Genomic DNA, 18,014 nt, shown 5'->3' with positions numbered 1-18,014 from the left:
AGGGGCGGCCCGGTGGGTCGCCCCGTGCCCGACCCTATGGAGTGCGGTCCCAGTACCTGAGCTTCCCGCATCTCTCGACAAATGCCGTGCAGTCATCGGCTTCGGAAATTTCGATCACACCATCGTCGAATTCCGTCACTCCGGCTGCCTGGAACAAGGCGACCGCTTCTCCGGAAACAGCAATAAACTTTGCATGGGAAAAGGCGTCCGTCACGAAATCTTTGGCGGGGTGCATGGTTTTCAATTTCTGCACACCTTCCTCGGACGCAAGGACCGCTACCGCGTCATAGAGGACCGACGGGCCGCCATCGACCTTCTCGTCCGCGGCGTACTTCTTGCCTCTTGCGGTCGTGATTCCACCAATGGTCGGAGCGACAATTTCCGCCATACCGCCGACATCCTTCACCGCATCCATCAGTGACTGGAGCAAGCCACCATCAATTCCGTCCGTTGCCAGAATCCCCAGTTTACGCCCCTTGAAGCTGTTGGGACCGTTTTTCAAGATCGACAGCGCCTTCGACATTTTGAGGTCAGCGACAATCTCGCGCCGCGGTTCGTGTGCCTGCGGCACTTCTTCCAGCCCCAGCCCGTCAGCAACAGCTTTCGCCAGACCATCGTCTATGTTCGGCAGATGCGCGACGACGCGTTCCCGTATCTCCAGCACTTCGCATTTAGACAACTCGAATACGAGGGCATCGGCGATATGGGTTTGCTCCACCTCCGTCTGACTGCGGTAGAACTGGCGCGCCTGGCTGTAATGGTCTGCGAACAGGTCCGCGCGCACTCTGCGCTTCTCGCCCGAAACCTCTTCCGCGTAGGATCGGAATCCGGCGTTGGTGTCTGCACGTGGTCCCCCATCCTTCCAGCTGTTCGGCTCGTAATTTGCCCGGCCCGACGGATTGTGCATCGCCATATGGCCATCCTGCTGGAAATGCGCAAAGGGGCATTTTGGCGCGTTTACCGGGATATGGGTAAAATTCGGCCCGCCCAAGCGTTTGATCTGCGTGTCAAGATAGGAAAAATTCCGACCCTGCAGCAGAGGGTCATTGGTGAAATCGATGCCCGGGACAATGTTCTGGGTGCAAAACGCAACCTGTTCTGTTTCGGCGAAGAAGTTGTCCACGACGCTGTCGAGCACCAGTCGGCCGATGATGCGCACCGGCACATCCTCCTCCGGGATCAGCTTGGTCGCGTCGAGGATATCGAAAGGGAAACTGTCGGCGAAATCGTCATCGAAGACCTGCACGCCCAGCTCCCACTCGGGATAGTCCCCGCTCTGGATCGCGGCCCATAGGTCACGCCGGTGAAAATCGGGGTCTGCGCCGTTGATCTTGACCGCCTCGTCCCAGACCACCGATTGCAGGCCTTGCTTGGGTTTCCAGTGAAACTTTACGAATTTGGCTTCCCCGTCCGCGTTCACGAACCGGAAGGTATGCACCCCGAACCCTTCCATGAACCGGAACGACCGTGGGATCGCACGATCAGACATGGTCCACATGATCATGTGCATCGCTTCGGGCATCAGCGATATGAAATCCCAGAAGTTGTCATGCGCCGATTGCGCCTGCGGAAACGCGCGGTCCGGCGCTTCCTTTACCGAATGCACCAGATCGGGAAACTTCATCGCGTCCTGTATGAAGAAGACGGGAATGTTGTTGCCCACGATGTCCCAATTGCCCTCGTCGGTATAGAGCTTCACCGCGAACCCGCGCACGTCACGCGCCAGGTCCATCGACCCCTTGTTGCCCGCCACGGTCGAGAAGCGCACGAAGGCGGGCACCTTGCGGCCCTTTTCCTGCAACAGGTGAGCTGAGGTCAGTTCGGGGATCGCCTCCGTCGTCTCGAAATACCCTCGCGCGCCATAGCCGCGCGCATGTACGACACGTTCCGGAATGCGCTCATGGTCGAAATGAAACATTTTCTCACGGAAGTGGAAGTCTTCCAGAAGGGTTGGCCCGCGTGCTCCTGCCTTGAGTGCGTTCTGGTTGTCGGACACCGCGATGCCTTGCGCCGTGGTCAGCCGTGCACCGTCGCCGACGTCCTGGTGCGTTTCACCGCCCTCGCCGATGTCTTGTGAGCGCTCAATCGTATCGTTGGATTTCTGGGTGCGGATCGAAGGTTCATATTGGAACGGTTTATCTGACATTCTCTCATTCTCCGACAAATCTAATAGGGTCCAACGCGCAGTCGGGACAACCTAGGCCAAAAACTACAACTGGAGATGTATCTAGATTGAAGCGCAGAGCGGTAAAGCGCTGCACCTCAAATTGATACGTCAATAGCAGGAGATACCCGAGCGCAATTGGTGACTATTTGGAACGCAATGACGACCTCCACCGTTGTCAGGACAGTAATCAAAAATGGAGGATGTTTCGATGACCAAACCCCAAGAAAAGGATGATAAGAATAGCAAGAAGCCGCCGAAAGAGCCGCAAGAGGACCTTCATCGACCCGGGACACGGTGGGCGAAGCACCTGCAGGCGGCCCCAATCCGACCGAGCGGTCACGCATCGCGGATTGAGGTCGCGATTGGTGGCTGACCTTGTCGAAAGGTCCCCCGCGCCGCCGGCATAGGGCCGCGACTGAGAGAACGCATAGTCAGTTATCACTCGAGCCACGAGGGCCGGGTGAAGGCCCGCCAATCGACGTCCTGCCATGGAACACCAAAGGTGCGACGGCAGCAACCTAATTGGGAGTGGTCGGTTGTGCCATTTGGTATGACTTCTCTGATGAAGAAGCTCTACGTAGAAACTGTCTACCGCGGTCGAACACCGAAGGGAACCATTCTTCCGCCGACATGCTTTATGTATGGAACCACCTGTTTACCTAGTCTCAACTCCCGCCGAGAAAGGACTTGAATGGCACCGCGCGCACTTTGGAAAGGACAGCTTCGCCTGTCGCTGGTTTCGATCCCAGTGGAAATCTTCTCTGCCACGAAATCCGGGGCGCGGGTTTCGTTCCGTCAGATCCACAAACCGTCCGGAAAACGCATCCGCTATGAAAAATCCGTCCCCGGTATCGGCCCAGTCAAGACCGAGGACATCGTCAAGGGCTATGAGGTAGACGACGACGAGTATATCCTACTGGATCCTGACGAGATCGACGCGATCAAGTTGGAGACGAAAAAGACCTTTGAATTGGTTCAGTTCGTCGATGCTTGCGAGATCTCTCCGCTTTATTTCGACAAGCCCTATTACATCACCGCCTCGGACGACCTGGCGCAGGATGCCTACCGCGTGGTGCGCGATGCGCTGCGGCAGGCGGGCATGGTAGGCCTGGGACAGGTCACAATGCGGGGCAAGGAATATCTGGCCGCCGTCAAACCCTGCGGCGACGGGCTGTTAATGGAGACCCTGCATTACGAGGACGAGCTGCGCGAGGCCGACGCGATCTTTACCGATATTGAGGACGACACGTCCGACAAGGACTTGCTGGAGGTTGCGACCTCGCTGATCGACCGCAAGAGCGCCCCCTTCGATGCCGGCGCATATCACGACAAATATGCCGAGGCGATGCAGGCGTTGCTGGACGCCAAGATCAAGAACAAAAAGACCCCGCGCGTACGGGCCGACGACGACGAAAGTGCTGGCGGAGACAACGTAGTCGATCTGATGAGCGCGTTGAAACAGAGCCTCAAGGACGCCGATGGCAAGAAGAGGAAGAGACCTTCGAAGAAGGCATCCTGATGGCCAAACCTCCCGACCCTCTGGCGCACTATAACACCAAGCGCAATTTTTCCCGCACCAGCGAACCGCGCGGTCAAGTGGGTGAACGGAGATCAAAGCGGCGTTTCGTGGTCCAGAAGCACGCTGCCAGTCGACTGCATTACGATTTTCGACTGGAATGGAACGGCGTCTTACTCAGCTGGGCCGTCACTAAGGGGCCATCGCCCGATCCGGGCGAAAAGCGTCTGGCGGTGCGCACCGAGGGTCATCCGCTGGATTACGGCGATTTTGAAGGCACCATTCCCAAGGGCGAATATGGCGGCGGCACGGTGATGCTGTGGGATACCGGCGGCTGGGTGCCGCAAGAGGACTTTGAACAGGGCCTGAGTGAGGGCAAGCTGAAATTCACCCTGCAAGGTCAGCGGATGAAGGGCGGCTGGACGCTAGTGCGGATGCGCGGCAAACCGAAGGATAAACGCGAAAACTGGCTCTTGATCAAGGAGCGTGACGATTACTCCGACGACGATCCGGACGCCTTTACCAAAGGCAAGGCGATTTCGGTCAAGACGGGTCGCACCATGGCGCAGATCGGCGACGGTGCTCCCGCCAAAGTCCTGCCTGATCCGGCCCCCGACCGCAGCCGCAAGCGCCCCGCGTTCGTCAAACCACAGCTTGCGACGCTGGTATCAGACGCGCCCGAGGGCGATGACTGGCTGCACGAGACCAAGTTCGACGGCTATCGCTGCCTTGCCGCGCTCGGCAAGGGCGGCACTCGGCTCTACACAAGGTCGGGCAAGGACTGGACCGACAGGTTCCAGGCGCTCGACGGCGCGTTCGCTCGCCTGCCATGCGATGCCGCCCTGATCGACGGCGAGGTGATGGCCGCGCGCATCGTCGGTTCGGCATTTTCATCGCTGCAAAAGGCACTGAAACAGGGCAACGCGCTGGTCTACTTCGCCTTCGATCTGCTGCAAATCGACGGGCAGGATCTGCGCAAGGAGCCTCAGATCGAGCGGCGCGAACGTCTGGCACAGCTGCTGTCCGGCGTGCCCTCCAGCGGGCCCCTGCGGCTGAGCGAGCATATCGTCGGCAACGGCGACGAGGTTTTCGCCAGCGCCTGCAAGGCGGGCGCAGAGGGGATCATCAGCAAACGCATCGACGTGCCCTATCGCGGCACCCGCAGCAAGGCCTGGCGCAAGGTCAAATGCACCCGCAGGCAGGAATTTGTCATTATCGGCTATTCCCCGTCGGACAAGGCGGGACGGCCCTTTGCCTCGCTTCTGCTGGGCACGCATGATGGCGACGCGCTGCGGTACAAGGGCCGGGTCGGAACCGGGTTTTCGGATGCGGCGATGGCCGATCTGAGCCAGGCGATGACACCGCGCAAGACACCGCCCTGCGAAGGCGTTCCGGACGACATCGCAAAGGACGCCCAATGGGTGTGCGCCGATCTGGTGGCCGAGGTCGAGTTCAGCGAATTTACCGATGATGGATATGTCCGCCACGGCAGTTTTCTAGGATTGCGCAATGACAAGAAGGCCGCTGAGGTGCGATTGGAGAAACCGATGGAAGAGGGTCATGAGATTCCCGTTCAGGGCATCCGCATCAGCAACGCTAACCGCCCGGTCTTTCCCGATGCGGGCTGCACCAAAGGCGATGTGGCGCGCCACTACGCGCGCGTCGGCGAGCGGCTGATTGCGCTGGCGGGCCACCGGCCCCTTTCGCTTTATCGCTGCCCGTCAGGCATCGACAATCCGTGTTTCTTTCAGAAACACCACAACGGCGGCATGCCGGATGAACTGTCGCGTGTCAGCATCAAGGAAAGCGATGGCGACATTGACGATTATCTCTATGCCACCCGCGCCGAAAGCTTGGCCGCGGCGGCTCAGATGGGCAGCATCGAGTTCCACATCTGGGGGGCACGGACCGACCGGCTTGAACGTCCCGACCGGCTGGTGTTCGACCTCGATCCGGACGAGGGCTTAGACTGGGCCGATGTGCGCGATGCGGCATTCGATGTGCGCGACACTCTTTCGGACATCGGGCTGGACAGCGGCGCCATCGTGACCGGCGGCAAGGGCGTGCATGTCTGGCTGGCGCTGCGGCGCACCCGTGGCTGGGACACGATCAAGCTGTTCGCCAAGACATTTGCCCATGTAATGGCGGCGCGCGACGCGGGCCGCTACACGGCAACGATGTCGAAATCCAAACGCAGGGGCCGCATTTTCATTGACTGGCTGCGCAACGAAAGGGGTGCGACAGCGATTGCGCCCTATTCCCTGCGCGCCCGCCCCGGTGCCCCGGTGGCCGTGCCCGTGACGTGGGACGAGTTGCACACGTTGGCCAGCCCAAGTGAATTCTCAATGGAAGACATGGCGGCGCGATTGGAAAAAGACTGCCCGGCCTTGCAGGTCCAGGACAACCTGCAGACCCTCAGCGACAGCGTGATCGACGCGCTTGAGACACTTTCGAAGGAGTGAGAAGCGTGCATCCTAAAAGTACAGATCTTAGACTATAATGCTTTCGGGTTCGGCGCAGAGGAACCAATCCGCATGACGGAGTTCATATCGGCACGATTGATCATCTGATGATCGACAAGCAATCTCGCAAGGTGATTTACGCCGTTCTGGGCTTTGGCAACTTTCTCGGAATGGGCGATGACCATCACCCCGTCCCGTTGGGAAGACTGAGCTTCGACACGACCAGAAACGGTTTTATCACGGACATCACCGAAGAAGCTGTCAAGGGGGTGCCAGATTGTAAACGGAGGCGGGGAACCATGTGGGATTGGCTGGTCGAAAATGCGTCACCCTTACAGGCAATCGTAGGTATCGTGACCGCAGTGGTGTGGATCATCTATTTGCAGATCCTCGTTTCAGGTTTGCGCCGACAGCGCCGCACGGAAATCCTGATCCATCTTGGCGGAAGTAGGAGTTCAGATGCCAGAACGTTCATTAGCAATCTCGGTTTTGAGCCGATCTACATCCTCGAGATCCTCCTAACCACCTGGACGAAGGACGGCGAACGCGAAACTTCTGTTGTAGACCGCTCCGAGACTGCGAAGAAAGATCTCTCCAGCGCTAGCGCTTCCACCTTTCAGGGTCCGTTGGACAGTGGCGAGTACATTGACATAGGCAGCTTTGACAATCTCCTCGAGCGCGCGCGCTGGAATATCTCGAAGAAACTTGACCCCAGTGCAATCGAAAGGGTGGAAATGAAGGTCGCGGCTATTTCTGCCGCCAGTTCCGCCGTGGTGGCCTCTAAAAGGCAGTTTGACGTTGAAAGCGGCGAAGACGGGTGTCGGCTACGTCCGCGAACTCTTTACGCCACGCAGATTCGGTCCTGGTGGGGCCGGTATCGCCTCAAGCGGCAATTGTGGGCAAAGTTGAAGGAATGATAGCACAGCGGCGCGTTTCTGCCGTCAGCCCCCGACTAGCGTCCCGCCGTTCGGGTGCAGCACCTGACCTGTCATATAGGAAGAGTCCTCGCACGCGAGAAACAGCAGGGATGGTGCGACCTCGTTCGGCTGGCCCGGCCGGCCGAGAGGCGAGTCCTGACCGAAATCATCGACCGCCTCTTTTGGAAAGGACGCCGGAATCAGAGGTGTCCAGATCGGACCAGGAGCCACCCCGTTGACCAGAATGCCTTTCGGCGCCAGCTTGCTCGACATGGCCCTCAGGAACGCGAGGATCGCCCCCTTTGTCGACGCGTAGTCAATCAGCAGATCCTGCCCTTTGTAGGCAGTAATCGAGGTCAGGCAGATGATGCGGGCCCCCTTCTCTAGATGAGGCAACGCTGCCTGCGTCATGAACATCATTCCGAAGATGTTGGTCCGGAATGTCCGCTCGATCTGGGCCTCTTCGATATCTTGGGGATCGTCCTGCGCGTGTTGCTCGCCTGCGTTGTTGACCAGGATATCAAGCTTGCCGAATTTCTCGACAGTCTTACTCACTGCATCGGCGCAGAACGATTTTTCGCCTACGTCACCGCGGAGAAGAAGGGCCTCCCCCTTCTCGTCTTCGATCAGTTCTTTGGTTTTCTCGGCATCGCGGTCCTCGTCAAGGTAGACGATGGCCACCTTGGCACCTTCGCGCGCATAAAGTATCGCCGTTGCGCGACCGATCCCGGAGTCGCCCCCGGTTATCAACGCGACCTTTCCCGCGAGCCGCTGCGACCCGGAAAAACGCGGCATATAGTCCGGCTCCGGATCCATCTCGTGTTCAAGCCCGGGCTGGCGCTGCGGGCTGTCCATTGGTTTAAAGTCATTTTCTGCCATGTCGGTGCCTCCAGAAGTCTACCCGCAAAACTCATTTGCGGACTGATGGGTTCCTTTGCACATGGGAATTGCTGGAACGCCCAAACTAGGTCACCGACTCATAAACGCGCAACCAGATGCGTGTTGCTGCGAGTTTGATGAGGGCGAGGAAGTTGGCGTCGTGCTTCTCGTATCGGGTTGCGATGGCCCTGTAATGCTTGAGCTTTGAGAAGAAGCGTTCGATCCGGTTGCAGCGCCGGTAGGCGTCGCGATCCAGCGGCGGCGGTGCTGATCGTCGTGGGATCGGGCGAATAACGGCCTTCGCGCCGATGCTGTCGAGATGATCGCGCAGGCGATTGCTGTCGTAGGCCGCGTCCGCCAGCAGGGCCTGACCCCGCCTGAGCGTGCCCAGCATGTCGTCCGCAGAGCGGCCGTCATGGGCCTGTCCGGCGGTCAGTTTCAGCGTGATCGGCAGACCGTTGACATCCGTGACGGCATGGATCTTGGTGGTCAGGCCGCCCCGCGAGCGCCCCATGCAGACGGCTCGAAGGTCAGCCAGACCGGCGGCGTCGACACCCCCCTTTTAGCGTTGGCTCCATGCTGATGCACTCGGATGGACGAGCTGTCGACGGACTGTTCCGATCCTTCGTAAGCCGCTGATACCGCGTCGAATATCCTGTCCTATACACCCAGCTTCGCCCATCGCACGAAGCGGTTGTAGCAGGTCGTGTAGGGGCCATAGCGTTCGGGGATGTCGGACCAGGGCGATCCGGTCCTGAGACGCCAGTAGATACCATTCAGCACCCGCCTGTCATCCACCCGCGGCACACCGCGCGGCTTGTTCGGCAAAAGCGGTTCGATGGATCGACCATTCGAAGTCAGTGAGTTCGTAACGACGTTGCGCCATACTGCTCTCCTCTTTTCCGAAGTGAACCAGCAATCCCGAAAAGACGCTACCGTTTTATGAGTGCGTGACCTAGGCGATCACGTATCGCAGATTGAATTGCCATTCTCGGCTAACGTCAGGCACAGCCGTAAGAGCGTTCCTATCAACCCTTCGCGCGAGTGCCTGAACAGTCGCTCAAGCTGCGAACGAGCGGGCGAAGGCCTGCCAATCGACATCCTCCCAAGGGCGGTCCAGCATATCCGCAGCCCCGCCCCCGATCCAGGGCGTGATGGCGGCGATCCAGTCCGGGTTGGTCGGCTGGGCAACGTCAAAGCTGACGTGCCGTGTTCCCTCCTTGAAATCCTGCAACGTCTGCACCCACTTGTCCCTCGGCCAGTGCAACGCCATTGTTGCCGCCCCCGGATCGTACTCCGCCGTGAACAACGTGCCGAATCCCTCGGCATGTCCCGTCTGATACAGTGGGTCGGCGCGGAACGCGTCTGGCAACGCCGAGGGTTCCGGCGCGCCATCAAGCAGGGCTTCAAGGTGGCCATAGCGTTCCCGCGTACGCGTAAACGCCGGCCGTTCGGGCGCACGGTCCCCGTGCTGGTGGTTGGTCGCAATGGCCCGCTCCCGCAGACGTATGCCGCCGCCTGCGATCAACTCGACCGATGCTGTACGTCCCGATGGATCTGCCAGGACAAGATTATAATCCATGTGCGAGGGAACCCGCCGCAGTGCGGCGATTGCCTCCCCGACATCACCGCAGGTCTCCAGGACGTAGCGGACGATATGGGTGATGCCGAAGCCCCTGCCCGTGTGGCTTCCCCCACCAAAGGCCAGTGCGACCGACAGCCCACTATCGTTGATGCCATCGGATAATCCCCAGAGGAATTCCACCATCCCCATGACGGGGCGGACCCATTCGGTCCGTAGCAGCAGACCTTCATTAAGGTCCGGTGACAGATCGTAATTGCGGACCAGCCGCACGCTATCGTCGTCCGCCACCGCCGCCAGCGAACATCCCCCCAAGTATGACGGGGGGCACCAACCCGATAGAAAACGCGCCTCTCTGCCGCCGCCACCAACCACATCAACAAGTCGCTGATAAGTCGGTATCAGCTCCGGCATGTGCCGCTGCATGGCGGCGAGGCAAGCGGCGCGGTCAGGGCCGAGGTCGCCACGGCGCGCGGCGAACCATGCCTCGTAGGCTGGCCAGCTGCGCCGCCAGCGGGCGTGCCATTTCGGCCCCGGTCTGCTTTCGGATATGGCGTCGAACTGCATGGTCATCGTCATTGTTTTTTCTCCATCACGGAATTGAAAAATCGCAACATTTCGGCTGAGGCATCTGGTCCCTTAGCATCGGTATGGCTGCCGGAGTCATTTCCGCCCAACCACGCATGTGCGGCCCCCTCAATTAGCCAAAGTTCCATCGGATGACCGTCGCCGGTCCAACCTTTTGTCACTTGGCAAGGGAGCTGATTGATCTCGATGCGCTGCCGCTCGGGCGCTCGCAGCACGCCGACAAGCCTGCTGGCGTTGACAGCCGCGACGGTGGGATCGGCCAGCCCTTGAAATACAATGGCCGGACGCTCCATCGCTCTGCCGGGCGCACCTTGACCTCGCATCGCAGCAAATGCCGACGTGACGTCGTGCGCGGACCCTGTAGGCAGACCCGAATGCACACCCGCACCGGCAAAAACATCCGGTCGCTGCTCAGCCAGGATCGCCGCCATCGCACCGCCTGCCGACAGGCCAGCCACGAAGGTTTCGCGCGGAAGAAGTGAGAATTCCACTTGAAGCGATCGCGTCAGTCCCGACAAGATCGCCGGCTCGCCCGTTTGCGCGTCCTGGTGAGCTGGTTCGAACCAGTTCCAACAGCCGTTCATATTACAACTGCGCGGCTGTGATGGGTAGGCAACGACAAAGCCGTGCCGTTCCGCGTGCCGGTTCATCGACGTTCCTGTCGCAAAGTCGTCCGGGTTCTGGGTGCAGCCATGCAGCATGATCACCAGCCCTCGCAGGTCGTCGAGCGGCGGGGATGGGACGAACAGCCGATAGTCCCGCGATCCCGAACCACACCGAAAATGACGATCCTGCATCGTATCGTCGGGCTGCGTCTTCGCCCTCCTTGCGGGAACATGCTCCAGCACTTTTGACAACGGCTGTCGCACCCGATGTTGCGGAATAGGCACTGCCGTTCTACCTCGCAATGCTTCCTGTATTTTCTCCGTCGCCCCATGCGGATCACCCGCGCGCACGAGGTCGAGCGACCGGCGCATGGCCGTCGCGAAATTGTCCTTCATCTCTTCATCCTTTCTGAAGGGCTTACACCCTAGCTGATACGCGTACCAAGCGCGTCCTTGACCTCGGGAGAGGCCTGAAGCGCGCCCAGCACATTGATGGAACCAATGGTTGCAAGGGCCAGTTCGGCGTCGATATCGGAGGCCAGCCGAGCCAGCCCCACGACCTTGATATGCAGAAGCTCTCCCGCATCGCGGGCAGCTTCGAGATCGGCGCGGGTGAAGTCCCGCAAACCGATGTCGAGAACGCGTCGTTCGATCAGCGCGGTCATGTCACCACTGTGCGACCCAAGCTGCGCCCGAATAGCAGCGCGGATAAAATCCGTTCGGTTGGTGTAGAAACCTTCCTCCACCAGCAGGTCTATGCGACCAAGATCGACATAGCCGAGGTTGATCGTCACTTTTTCGGTATCACTCGCTTTGACTTGTCTTGGCAACGTAGCCTCCTTACCATCCACTTGGATGATATAGAGGGCTTTGGGCCGCAATGCAAGTTCTGGAACTCTGCCGGTTGGCAAAGTTCCTCTCACTCCGAACGCCAGGGTGGTGTTGGTGGGACTCCATTCGCAGAACAGGAAGCGAATCCCGTTTCCTTCGGGGTCACGAGCAAAGGCCGCATAGAAGTATTCGTGGTAGATGGGTCGGTCTCCAGAAGGACGTTCATCGCTGCCACCCTCGTGGACAGCCTCCTTCCAGGACATCTCCACAGCGGCGCGGGAACCACATCTGAAGCTGATCTGAACCCCATTGCCTGCTGTAGCTGGCTCACCGTAGTGATGCTCTTAATGCAAGCTGCGGCCATCGGTACTTTAATACCTGGCAGTTAACACCCGCCGGGCCGATGTATTGAGCGGTGTTGTGCGATCCACACCGACGCAGGTGAGGACCCTGTCATAGTATGCCACCATTGCGGCAACGTCGTTCATTCCGATCCTGATATGACGGAATAGTGCTACGCTCCCGCTGACCTTCACTTTACCATAGCAAGGGGTGATCACCTTGTTGCACATGACAATCCCTCCTGACGATGTCCGCAGATCGGGTTACCAAGAGGTCCCCCTCCCCTTCGGCATCATATCGCCACCTACACATCCCTCGGGGAACCACTTGGCGCATGTCACCGTTTTCTGGTCAATAGAAGGAGGAAATTCTAATGGACAATACCACACAAGCAACACTCGTCTCATCGAACGATGTGAACGGAACCGATGTCTACGCCAATGACGGCACCCATATCGGTACGATCGATCATCTCATTATCGACAAGGAATCCGGCAAGGTTGCCTATGCCGTAATGGGCTTCGGCGGTTTTCTGGGTATCGGTGAAGATCATCACCCGGTGCCATGGGGCAAGCTACGGTACGATACGACCAAGGATGGCTACTCGACCGACATCACTGAACAGGAAGTCAAGGGCGCGCCTACCCGCGAGGAAAATTGGTATACGGATCGTGACTGGGAGCGGCGAACCTATGATCATTATGGTGTTCCCCACTACTGGCTGTGAAGACAGCGCCACAAGTACTGTCAGCGGTTTTATCTGAGAAAGCCGCTGACAGTTTCGCTATTTCCGGGCGCTCCGCTAGGACTTGTCCGGCAATCCCAGAACATGACAATTGAAATTCACCCACACGTTTGGAATTTACCCCCGGGCACTGGACTGAATTATCCAACTTATAGGTTAACGCGGACCGACCGCTCGATCGGTAGGACTGCGCTGTTCGAACTGCTATCCTCGCTCCTCTCAGCCAACTGGATTCGCCAAATGATCTTATATTTGATTACCGCTATAGTTTTTCTTGCACTTGACGCTGCCATGCTCCGCTTTGTGATGAAGCCCCTTTTCTCGCGGCATCTCGGAGATGCTATGCGGGACAGTCCGATGATCGCGCCAGCTGGATTGTTTTATCTCGCCTACGTGGCCGGGGTGGTCTTTCTTGTCTCCCTACCTGCTTTGGGCGACGCCGACCCCACGCGTGCCGCCCTACACGGAGCGATCATCGGAGCGATGGCATATGGCACTTACGAATTTACCTCAATGTCAATCATGAAGGATTGGTCATGGTCCATGGTGGCCACGGACACAGTGTGGGGCGCGATTCTAACAGGATTTTCCGCTTGGGCGGGTGTTTGGCTCCTTATGCAATTTCAAGAGTAAAATGCTTGAGAGTTTATTGAAAATGTCGTGATTTCTGATGGCGATTCAATTTGGTTCGAAGGCTTAGGGCACCATTGGATTTAGATGTTTCGGGGTCGACTTAAGATAGAAGGTCCTAGCCATGTCGCTATTTCGATTCCAATCCTTTGAATACTTGGTGCCTCCGCCTTGGGTTTTGTGGCGCTGACCCCCATGGAACCCGCACCACACCGTCTTCCTCTCGGACAAGCTACAGCTCCAAACTTCGGCATAAAGGTACCGGCCGGTGGTTATGCTTGGTGGTATGTTGACGGTATCAGTTGCGACGGAAAGAAGGCGATCTCGGTGATCGGTTTCATTGGAGCCGTCTTCTCTCCTTGGTACCATTGGTCCGGGCGCTTAGATCCGGCAAACCATTGCAGTCTCAATGTGGTTACATACGGTCGAGGCGGCCGCTTTGCCATGACGGATCGTAGATCAGGGGCTCTGATCCAACGGGCGGACAAACTCACGATTGGTCCATCTACCATGACGTGGGACGGCCAGTGTCTGACGATAGACATTGACGAGGTGTCTTCGTGGCCTTTGGTCAGTAGGATAAGAGGACGCCTTAGTGTCACGCCAAGCTCATATTCCAGCATCGCGCTGTCGCTCAACGTCGATGGCGCTCACATATGGCGGCCATATGCACCAAGTGCTCGAATTGAGGTCGATCTCGAAGCGCCAGGCTGGCGGTGGTCTGGCAACGGGTACAGCGACTCAAACGCAGGAACCCGCCCGTTGGAAGACGATTTCGAGCGATGGACCTGGGCTCGCTTTCCCACGAATACAGGCGCTCTGTGCATGTATAGCCTCAGCCGGTCGGATGGTTCGGAAGTCAGCGGCCGTGTGATTACGGCGCGAGGAGGGGATAGCGAACACAAAACGGGGCTCTCGCAATCGCCGCTCCCGACAACGAAGTGGGGTCTGAGACGCGCCGTCGGTGCGGACGTCGGGACACGTCCCCGACAAGTGATGCCGTTGTTGGGAGGCCCCTTTTACAACCGCAGTATCGTGCAAACCCAAGTGGATGGAGAGCAGATCACTGGGGTGCACGAAACTCTAGATCTGCGCCGGTACGCATCGCCATTCGTTAAAGGAATGATCGCCACCAGGGTCCCCCGGAAATTGACTTAGGGAGCAATTTTGGAACCATCTGCTCCAACATCAGTTCTGTCATCAGAAGTGTTTTTCCAGATTGGGAGGATCCATCATGGACCTACTTGTAGTACTTGCACTGACCACGTTCATCATCGTGATAGCCTTCGCGCTCTGGAGTAAATCCCGGACTGAAAAGAAAATGGACAAGCCGAACGCGCCGAAGTCTTCGCTCGCGCGTGACAAGCCCGATCCGAACCTTCAACCAGATCCCGAAATCACTGATCCAAACAATGTCGCGGCTAAGCGCTAAACGCAGCGTCCGCGGTAGAGCCAGTTTGTATCCACACACCAAGGAGAAAACCTATGAGTGCCTTTTCCCATGGGCCAGTCCGCCAGATTGAAACCAATAATCCGGATGTCTACGCCTTTCGGGTAGACGGCCACATCGACGATGATACTTCTGAAGCGATGGCGGAATTCATGAATGGTGTCTTCGATACCCAGGACGGGGTGAATATGCTGCTCGACTTGTCGAACTTCACCGGCAGCGATTGGGATAGCATGCTCGACGGAGATGTCATCGCCTCTCGTTTTCGCGCGCTGACACACGTAAAAAAGTATGCGGTTGTCGGCGCGCCGGAGAAAGCGGCGACCATGATCTCTTATATGGACAAGATCATTCCTGTGGATGCAAGAGCTTTTGATACAAACGAAACTGACAAAGCTTGGTCTTTCGTCGGCGCGCGTCCATCGACGGTCTATTAATTTTTTGTCGCGCCTGATAATTTATACGTAAGCGCGCCTTTCTGCCAAATGTGCGCGACGATCCTTTTGCCGTCTACGGTGTGCTCTATTGACCGGTTGGCTGCTGGCTTCGCAGTAAGCGGCGGCTCGCCATCACTTCTTGGCAACTGAAATGAATACTATCCAGATCGGCACCAGTCGTTGTTCAAGCCGATCTCAATTTGATTATATTGGCCACTCAACGTTATCCAGCGTCGCTCGATTGTCGCGGTCCAAGAAAATTGCCCAACGTGGCTAACCCGGGCACATTGTTGCAAATGACCTTTAGCAGCAACAGAAAGGGAACTGCCATCAACGCCCCTGGTACACTCCAAAGCCAGCTCCATACGATCACGGTGAGAAAAACTGAAACGGTGTTCATTTCCAAGCGCCTGCCGAGAACACTCGGGGTAATGAATTGTCCCTCAACCGACGTGAGGGTGAGGTAGAGCCCAGCCGGGAGCAGACCCAAGCCAAGTGTGTCGAAGCTAAGGATCCCAAAGGCTGCGACCAGAAATGCGCCGACGACCGCGCCAATGAACGGCAAGAAATTTAGTGCAAAGGCCAGTACCCCCCAGAGTACAGGGTTGGGCAGCCCAACCAAATACATGGCTACACCTATGCTTAGGGTCAGGACTTCGGTAACGGGGTCGTCCCAGTCAAGTTTTTCTGCGCAGAATGATTGGTCCGCCAGAGCGGTTGAGTTGTAACTTTTGTTGTCCGCCCTGAGTGCTGTCGCGGCTTTCGGCTGAGATCCTTGGGGTACTTGCTTCGGTTCGTGGTCAGCGCGGCGGCTGCCAACATGATGCTGGTTCGATGTAATTCCGATGTGCCCATCTCATAGGCGTGCTTGACGGATGTCGGCGACTGTCCAGACCTCGGCATCATCGGAACCACGTCCCTGCGGGACCTCGAAAGCCTGCAATTAGGCAGGCAACGGGCGAGATATCATTCTATCAGACAGGGTTCGGTGCAGCATCTGATCGGAAGGTTGTGCCATCGACCCAAATCCGATGCAGAATGACAGCGATACGGCGTGCGAGGGCGACCATGGCAATTTTGCGCCCGCGCCGCTGCGCTAGCTGGGCTCCCCACGTTCTGAGCCATGTCGATCGGCCACGGTTTATCATGACGGTTGCGGCTTGGCACAACGCCCTTCTCAGATTGACATCACCAGCTTTGGTGATCCCACCCGACACGTCCCGTTCACCAGACTGGTTGCGCGAAGGCGTCAGCCCGACCCAAGGGCCAACCCTTTTCGACGATCGGAAGCGCCTCGGATCATCGATAGCCGCGCGGAAGGTCAGTCCGACGACTGCACCGATTCCCGGCATCGACATAAGGCGTTGGCAAACCGGATCATCCGAGGCCAGCTGACGTACACGCTTTTCGAGACCGGCCAGTTCCTGTCGCAGGGATGCTCTGGCTCGCAACATAGGTGCTGTCGCAGTTTCCAGCATCGGATTACCGTCCGCCAGTTCCCGAACGCGTGCCTCGAACCTGCCGCGAGAGATCGCACCGACTTTGAGACCAAAATTCCGCAGCAGTCCACGCAACGACATTTCCAGAGCGATCATGTTCTGCTGGATAGCCTTTCGAGCGCCAAGAACCGCCCGGGTTTCCTGAGCAGAGATGGATTTACAGTGGACCGGGCGGAACCAGCCAAGATGCAGAAGGCGTGCAATCCCTTCTGCATCGCGCCGATCCGTCTTGATCGGCATTGCCTTCAGCGCTCCTTTCACCTGGCGTGTTTCCATCAGCACCGCATCCAGGCTAGCTTCAGTCAGCCCTCGGTGTAGCCATTGCGACAGCGGTCCAGCTTCCAGGCCAATCGCTGCGATGCTGCCGTCAAGTTCGTCTAACCATCGTGCCAGAGATTCGGGTTCGCTTTCAGTCTCCGCTTCTTTGACGATCTGGCCATGCTCGCTGACCACGCAAACCGAGGTCTTCGAAAGCGATACATCCAATCCAACAAACAACTTCATCCCGTCATCCTCCGTCTGGGTTCAATACGGGAATGGCGACAGCGCGGTGCTGATCTGACAAGTGGCAACGGTCGTGCGTGACGCAGGCCCCGTTACAGCATCTCATAGCCAGTAAATGACGGTTGCTGCGAGGGCGATGGCTGACAGGAAGACTTTCGGGCATCTGTCGTAGCGGGTCGCAACGCGGCGCCAATCCTTCAGCCTGCCGAACATGATCTCAATCCGGTTACGCCGTTTGTATCGGCGCTTGTCGTACTTCACCGGTTTGTTGCGCTGTTTCCGGCCAAGGATGCAGGCGCGTATCCCTTTGTCTTTCAACGCTTCCCGGAACCAATCGGCGTCATAGCCGCGATCCCCGAGCAGCCAATCGACATCCGGCAGGCTGCTCAGTAAGGCCCGCGCTCCGATGTAATCGCTGACTTGCCCGGCTGTGACGAACAGGTTGAGCGGACGTCCCTGGCTGTCGCAGATGGCATGGAGTTTGGTGTTCATGCCGCCCTTGGTTCGGCCAATCAGGCGTCCGCGCCCCCCTTTTTCACGCCCATGCTGGTCGCTGTCCGGTGGGCCTTGAGATAGGTCGCGTCGATCATGACCGTCTTCTGTTCGCCGTGTTCGGCAGCCAGACCGGTCATCATCCGAGCGAAGATGCCCTTGTCACTCCACCGTTTCCAGCGGTTGTAAAGGGTCTTGTGCGGACCGTATTCCGCAGGCGCGTCGCGCCATCTTAACCCATTGCGGTTGATGAAGATAATCCCGCTCAACACCCGCCGATCATCGACGCGGGGTTTGCCATGCGACTTTGGGAAGAAGGGCTCAAGACGCGCCATCTGCGCGTCGCTCAACCAGAAAAGGTCAGACAT

15 protein-coding genes and 1 pseudogene are annotated in these 18,014 nt (G+C 58.1%); 7 read left to right on the top strand and 9 right to left on the bottom strand.

Features of this window, described 5'->3' with window-relative positions:
- Positions 1-34: 34 nt before the first annotated feature.
- Positions 35-2,146 carry a catalase gene (locus tag Q1B16_RS05000; protein ID WP_299785116.1) on the bottom strand — a complete coding sequence of 704 codons (2,112 nt, stop codon included), beginning with the start codon at positions 2,144-2,146 and terminating at the stop codon, positions 35-37.
- Positions 2,147-2,858: 712 nt separating this feature from the next.
- On the opposite strand from Q1B16_RS05000, the gene Q1B16_RS04995 reads away from it, so the two are divergent.
- The 3 genes from Q1B16_RS04995 (at position 2,859) to Q1B16_RS04985 (ending at position 7,062) form a co-directional block, all read left to right on the top strand.
- A complete protein-coding gene (locus Q1B16_RS04995) occupies positions 2,859-3,686 on the top strand; it encodes a Ku protein (protein WP_299785115.1) in 828 nt (275 codons plus the stop codon).
- Positions 3,686-6,145, top strand: coding sequence for a DNA ligase D (gene ligD / locus Q1B16_RS04990; protein ID WP_299785114.1), 2,460 nt, complete (start codon positions 3,686-3,688; stop codon positions 6,143-6,145). The genes Q1B16_RS04995 and ligD overlap by 1 nt, the downstream gene beginning before the upstream one ends.
- 86 nt (positions 6,146-6,231) lie before the next feature.
- Entirely contained in the window at positions 6,232-7,062 is an 831-nt protein-coding gene (locus Q1B16_RS04985; RefSeq protein WP_299786000.1) for a PRC-barrel domain-containing protein, read from the top strand.
- A 24-nt stretch (positions 7,063-7,086) separates the two neighbouring features.
- On the opposite strand, the gene Q1B16_RS04980 is transcribed toward Q1B16_RS04985, so the two are convergent.
- The 5 genes and pseudogenes from Q1B16_RS04980 to Q1B16_RS04960 form a co-directional block, all read right to left on the bottom strand.
- Positions 7,087-7,941, bottom strand: a complete 855-nt coding sequence (locus Q1B16_RS04980; RefSeq protein ID WP_299785113.1) for an SDR family oxidoreductase — start codon at positions 7,939-7,941, stop codon at positions 7,087-7,089.
- 85 nt (positions 7,942-8,026) lie between these two features.
- Positions 8,027-8,827 (bottom strand): annotated as a pseudogene (locus tag Q1B16_RS04975) (IS5 family transposase).
- A 174-nt stretch (positions 8,828-9,001) separates the two neighbouring features.
- Positions 9,002-10,102 (bottom strand): C45 family peptidase, encoded by a 1,101-nt coding sequence (locus Q1B16_RS04970; RefSeq protein WP_299785112.1) that lies wholly within the window; start codon positions 10,100-10,102, stop codon positions 9,002-9,004.
- A complete protein-coding gene (locus Q1B16_RS04965) occupies positions 10,099-11,112 on the bottom strand; it encodes a PHB depolymerase family esterase (RefSeq protein WP_299785111.1) in 1,014 nt (337 codons plus the stop codon). The genes Q1B16_RS04970 and Q1B16_RS04965 overlap by 4 nt, the downstream gene beginning before the upstream one ends.
- 29 nt (positions 11,113-11,141) lie before the next feature.
- Positions 11,142-11,546 (bottom strand): CopG family transcriptional regulator, encoded by a 405-nt coding sequence (locus Q1B16_RS04960; protein WP_299785110.1) that lies wholly within the window; start codon positions 11,544-11,546, stop codon positions 11,142-11,144.
- A gap of 716 nt (positions 11,547-12,262) precedes the next feature.
- On the opposite strand from Q1B16_RS04960, the gene Q1B16_RS04955 reads away from it, so the two are divergent.
- From Q1B16_RS04955 to Q1B16_RS04935, 4 genes are all read left to right on the top strand, one after another.
- On the top strand, positions 12,263-12,616 hold the full coding sequence (locus Q1B16_RS04955; protein WP_299785109.1) for a PRC-barrel domain-containing protein: 354 nt from the start codon (positions 12,263-12,265) through the stop codon (positions 12,614-12,616).
- Positions 12,617-12,865: 249 nt separating this feature from the next.
- Positions 12,866-13,267 (top strand): DUF2177 family protein, encoded by a 402-nt coding sequence (locus Q1B16_RS04950; RefSeq protein WP_299785998.1) that lies wholly within the window; start codon positions 12,866-12,868, stop codon positions 13,265-13,267.
- Positions 13,268-14,498: 1,231 nt separating this feature from the next.
- Positions 14,499-14,696, top strand: coding sequence for a hypothetical protein (locus Q1B16_RS04940; RefSeq protein WP_299785108.1), 198 nt, complete (start codon positions 14,499-14,501; stop codon positions 14,694-14,696).
- A 53-nt stretch (positions 14,697-14,749) separates the two neighbouring features.
- Positions 14,750-15,151: an STAS/SEC14 domain-containing protein gene (locus Q1B16_RS04935; protein ID WP_299785107.1), complete on the top strand. Its 402-nt coding sequence runs from the start codon at positions 14,750-14,752 to the stop codon at positions 15,149-15,151.
- Positions 15,152-15,374: 223 nt separating this feature from the next.
- On the opposite strand, the gene Q1B16_RS04930 is transcribed toward Q1B16_RS04935, so the two are convergent.
- The 3 genes from Q1B16_RS04930 to Q1B16_RS04920 all read right to left on the bottom strand — a co-directional run bounded on the left by Q1B16_RS04930 (position 15,375) and on the right by Q1B16_RS04920 (position 18,014).
- Positions 15,375-15,791: an AI-2E family transporter gene (locus tag Q1B16_RS04930; protein WP_299785994.1), complete on the bottom strand. Its 417-nt coding sequence runs from the start codon at positions 15,789-15,791 to the stop codon at positions 15,375-15,377.
- Positions 15,792-16,125: 334 nt separating this feature from the next.
- Positions 16,126-17,154 carry an IS110 family transposase gene (locus Q1B16_RS04925; protein WP_299785106.1) on the bottom strand — a complete coding sequence of 343 codons (1,029 nt, stop codon included), beginning with the start codon at positions 17,152-17,154 and terminating at the stop codon, positions 16,126-16,128.
- A gap of 102 nt (positions 17,155-17,256) precedes the next feature.
- Positions 17,257-18,014 (bottom strand): IS5 family transposase gene (locus Q1B16_RS04920; RefSeq protein WP_299785105.1). Its coding sequence is split into 2 segments (ribosomal slippage): positions 17,257-17,693 and positions 17,693-18,014, totalling 759 coding nucleotides; the frame shifts between segments, so codons are not numbered across the junction.

It is taken from the genome of uncultured Marivita sp. (genome assembly GCF_947488135.1).
Lineage (GTDB): Bacteria > Pseudomonadota > Alphaproteobacteria > Rhodobacterales > Rhodobacteraceae > Marivita.
This window is presented reverse-complemented; position numbering and strand designations above follow the sequence as displayed.

Excerpts from the sequence above, each read along its gene's own strand:
- Q1B16_RS05000 (WP_299785116.1), bottom strand. The coding sequence starts at position 2,146 with ATGTCAGATAAACCGTTCCAATATGAACCTTCGATCCGCACCCAGAAA.
- Q1B16_RS04980 (WP_299785113.1), bottom strand. The coding sequence starts at position 7,941 with ATGGCAGAAAATGACTTTAAACCAATGGACAGCCCGCAGCGCCAGCCC.
- Q1B16_RS04965 (WP_299785111.1), bottom strand. The coding sequence starts at position 11,112 with ATGAAGGACAATTTCGCGACGGCCATGCGCCGGTCGCTCGACCTCGTG.
- Q1B16_RS04995 (WP_299785115.1), top strand. The coding sequence starts at position 2,859 with ATGGCACCGCGCGCACTTTGGAAAGGACAGCTTCGCCTGTCGCTGGTT.
- Q1B16_RS04955 (WP_299785109.1), top strand. The coding sequence starts at position 12,263 with ATGGACAATACCACACAAGCAACACTCGTCTCATCGAACGATGTGAAC.
- Q1B16_RS04925 (WP_299785106.1), bottom strand. The coding sequence starts at position 17,154 with ATGAAGTTGTTTGTTGGATTGGATGTATCGCTTTCGAAGACCTCGGTT.
- Q1B16_RS04935 (WP_299785107.1), top strand. The coding sequence starts at position 14,750 with ATGAGTGCCTTTTCCCATGGGCCAGTCCGCCAGATTGAAACCAATAAT.
- Q1B16_RS04940 (WP_299785108.1), top strand. The coding sequence starts at position 14,499 with ATGGACCTACTTGTAGTACTTGCACTGACCACGTTCATCATCGTGATA.
- ligD (WP_299785114.1), top strand. The coding sequence starts at position 3,686 with ATGGCCAAACCTCCCGACCCTCTGGCGCACTATAACACCAAGCGCAAT.
- Q1B16_RS04970 (WP_299785112.1), bottom strand. The coding sequence starts at position 10,102 with ATGACGATGACCATGCAGTTCGACGCCATATCCGAAAGCAGACCGGGG.